Here is a 2657-nt window from a genome sequence, read left to right as displayed (position 1 = left end):
AGGCACTCGCCGAGGCGCGCGAGGGGGGCGAGCGGGTGCGGCTGCTCGTGCAGGATCTCAAGATGCTCTCGCGCGCGGACGACGTGGAGAGCGGCCCGGTGGACATGGGGGCCGTGCTGCGGAGCGCGGCGAAGATGGCGGCGCATGAGATCCGCCACCGGGCGCGGCTCGTGGTGGAGTCGGACGGGGTGCCCCAGGTGTATGGCAACGGCGCCCGCCTGTGCCAGGTGTTCCTCAACCTGCTCATCAACGCGGCCCACGCGATTACGCCGGGACAGGTGGCGCGCAATGAGATCCGGCTGTCGGCCCGCGGGGGCTCGGACTCCCACGTCCTCGTGGAGGTGAGCGACACGGGCTGCGGGATTCCACCGGAGAACCTGGCGCGCATCTTCCAGCCCTTCTTCACCACCAAGCCCCGGGGCGTGGGCAGCGGGCTGGGCCTGTCGGTGTGCCACCGCATCATCACCGCGCACGAGGGGGAGATCTCCGTCGAGAGCTCCCCCGGGGGCACCACCTTCCGGGTGCGCCTGCCCATCCACGCCGCCGAGCGGGTCGCTGAGCCTGGCGCCCTGGCGGCCTGAGCGGACGCACGAAGAAGCCCCGCCGCCCCTCTGCTCACGAGAGGCGCGACGGGGCTCGACTGCTTCGGGATGCGACGTCGGGCCCGCTAGAAGCGGCCGCCCACGGTCGCGGCGAAGTTCAACAGGTTGCCGCCGGTGTCACCGGTCCCGGTGGCCGTGTCCGCGAACTCCGTGCCGAAGAGGACGCGGTACGAGGCGCGCGCTCCAGCGAAGAGGTTCTGGTTGAACCGGTAGTCCAGGCCGGCCGCGAGCGGCACCTCCTCGATGATGTCGTTGGTGTAGAGACCATCCGCGCCGTCGGTGACGTTGACGTAGCTCATGCCCACGCCCGCTCCCACGTACGGACGCAGCTTCTCGTTGAGCACGAGCGGACCGGCCTTGGCCAGCACGCCCAGGTTGTAGCGGTAGAGGGCCTCGCCCTCCGAGATGCGATTGTCGTTGATGGGGAGGCGCTGGCCCTCGAAGCCCGCCTCGATGCCGAGGTTGCGCCAGGGCTGGGCGCCCGCGGTGACGCCGAGCAGCGGGCCCGGTGCGGTGAGCTCTCCTCCGTCTCCGGTGAGGCCGCCCACGCCCACGCGGGCGTCCAGGCCGATCCGCGTCTTCTCCTCATTGAAGTTGACCTCGCTGCCGACCCGCGAGGCGTCGATGGCCGCGAACGCCGACCCGGCGGTGAACAGGCCCACCACCGCGAAACCACCCATCCACGAACGAACCTTCATCGCGTCCTCCCATCATTTCGGATGTCTGCTGGGCGAAATCTGTTCATCCGTCCGGAATGAGAAGGACCCTCGCCCATTTCGGCCGAGGTGCTCGTCCCCGACACGGACAGGACGCAAGGCGCTCGCCCGGTCTCTCGCCCTACGCTAGAGAAGCCGAGGACACCGGGGCTGGAACGCGCCGGTCCGCGATGACACGCCGTGAGAGGAAGACGCGATGGCCAGGATTCGGGTGAGTGCATTTCGCTGGGTACCGCCTCTTGCCCAGGGGCTGGTGCGTGAGTTTCGAGTGCGCTGGGCGCTCGAAGAGGCGGGCCTTGCCTACGAGGAGCGGCTGATTGGACCGGAGGATCAGAAGTCCGAGAGCTATCGCCGCCTCCAGCCTTTCGGGCAGGTGCCGGCCTATGAGGAGGATGGACTGGTGCTGTTCGAGTCCGGCGCCATCGTGCTGCATATCGCCGAGCGGTCCGAGGCGCTGATGCCGTCAGAGCCAAGCGCCCGGGCCCGCGCGAAGACGTGGATGTTCGCGGCGCTGAACACGCTGGAGCCGCCCGTCCAGAACCTCGCGGAGATCGACCTGTTCCAACCAGAGGAGGAATGGGCGAAGTTGCGCCGGCCGGCGGCGGTCGAGGCGGTGCAGGCACGGCTGACGGACCTGGCCGGCTGGCTGAACGGGCGGGAGTATCTCGAGGAGCGCTTCACCGCGGGGGACCTGCTCATGACGACGGTGCTGCGCATCCTGCGCCACACGGAGCTGGTCGCGCGGATGCCGGTGCTCGAAGCCTACCGGCTGCGGTGCGAGGCGCGACCGGCGTTCCGCAAGGCCATGGCCGACCACCTGGCGCCCTTCGCCAAGAACGCGCCTCCCGCCTGAGAGGGTGCGTCCAGGACGGCGTGGACGCCTTCACGTCATGAGAACAGGCGGACAGGAGACCCCGGATGACCCTCGATGAAGGCCAGTTGAAGCAAGCGGCGGGCAGGTTCTGGACGCGGTTCGTGACCGAGATCGCTCCCCTCGGTCAGCACATCATCCAGAACTACACCGCCGTCTTCGAGTCGGTGGAGAGCGCGCTCGCCGAAGTCGGCGTCGACTTCGTCTTCGACGTCACCGCCTTCGATGACGGCGGTGGGCTGATCTTCACGCCAGAAGGGGATGAGGAGGTCGCCAGGGCGATCGACGTGTTCCTCGCGGAGCGGCCGGAGGTTCCGGGCTGGCGCATCTTCGGGCGCCGGCAGCCCAAGTCCTGGCACGACGCGCTGCTGCTCGTGGGGCAGATCGTCGAGGCCGACCTGTCGGACGCGCGCTTCGCGGTCTGGCGGGCCGGGTCGGGGCTGGCGGTGGACGTGGTCGCGGCCGAGC

The 2657-nt window shown here is 69.4% G+C and carries 4 protein-coding genes; 3 read left to right on the top strand and 1 reads right to left on the bottom strand.

Annotated features, from left to right (window positions below; genetic code table 11):
- On the top strand, positions 1-581 hold a 581-nt coding region (locus VF697_RS31040; protein WP_331100611.1), incomplete at its 5' end, for a HAMP domain-containing sensor histidine kinase.
- A gap of 86 nt (positions 582-667) precedes the next feature.
- Here the strand turns inward: VF697_RS31040 and VF697_RS31035 are convergent.
- The gene (locus tag VF697_RS31035; RefSeq protein ID WP_331100609.1) at positions 668-1300 is read right to left on the bottom strand and encodes an outer membrane protein; all 633 of its coding nucleotides are present in this window, start codon (positions 1298-1300) and stop codon (positions 668-670) included.
- Positions 1301-1514: 214 nt separating this feature from the next.
- Between VF697_RS31035 and VF697_RS31030 the strand changes: the two genes are divergently transcribed.
- Positions 1515-2171, top strand: coding sequence for a glutathione S-transferase family protein (locus VF697_RS31030; protein ID WP_331100607.1), 657 nt, complete (start codon positions 1515-1517; stop codon positions 2169-2171).
- A gap of 65 nt (positions 2172-2236) precedes the next feature.
- Positions 2237-2657, top strand: a 421-nt coding sequence (locus VF697_RS31025) for a hypothetical protein (protein ID WP_331100605.1), incomplete at its 3' end; no start/stop codon positions are given.

It is taken from the genome of Archangium sp. (genome assembly GCF_036388035.1).
Lineage (GTDB): Bacteria > Myxococcota > Myxococcia > Myxococcales > Myxococcaceae > Archangium.
The sequence above is the reverse complement of the archived record's forward strand: the minus strand, read 5'-3'. Positions and strand labels throughout refer to the sequence as shown.

Bases quoted from the DNA above. Each gene is read 5' to 3' on its own strand.
- VF697_RS31035 (WP_331100609.1), bottom strand. From the start codon at position 1,300: ATGAAGGTTCGTTCGTGGATGGGTGGTTTCGCGGTGGTGGGCCTGTTC.
- VF697_RS31030 (WP_331100607.1), top strand. From the start codon at position 1,515: ATGGCCAGGATTCGGGTGAGTGCATTTCGCTGGGTACCGCCTCTTGCC.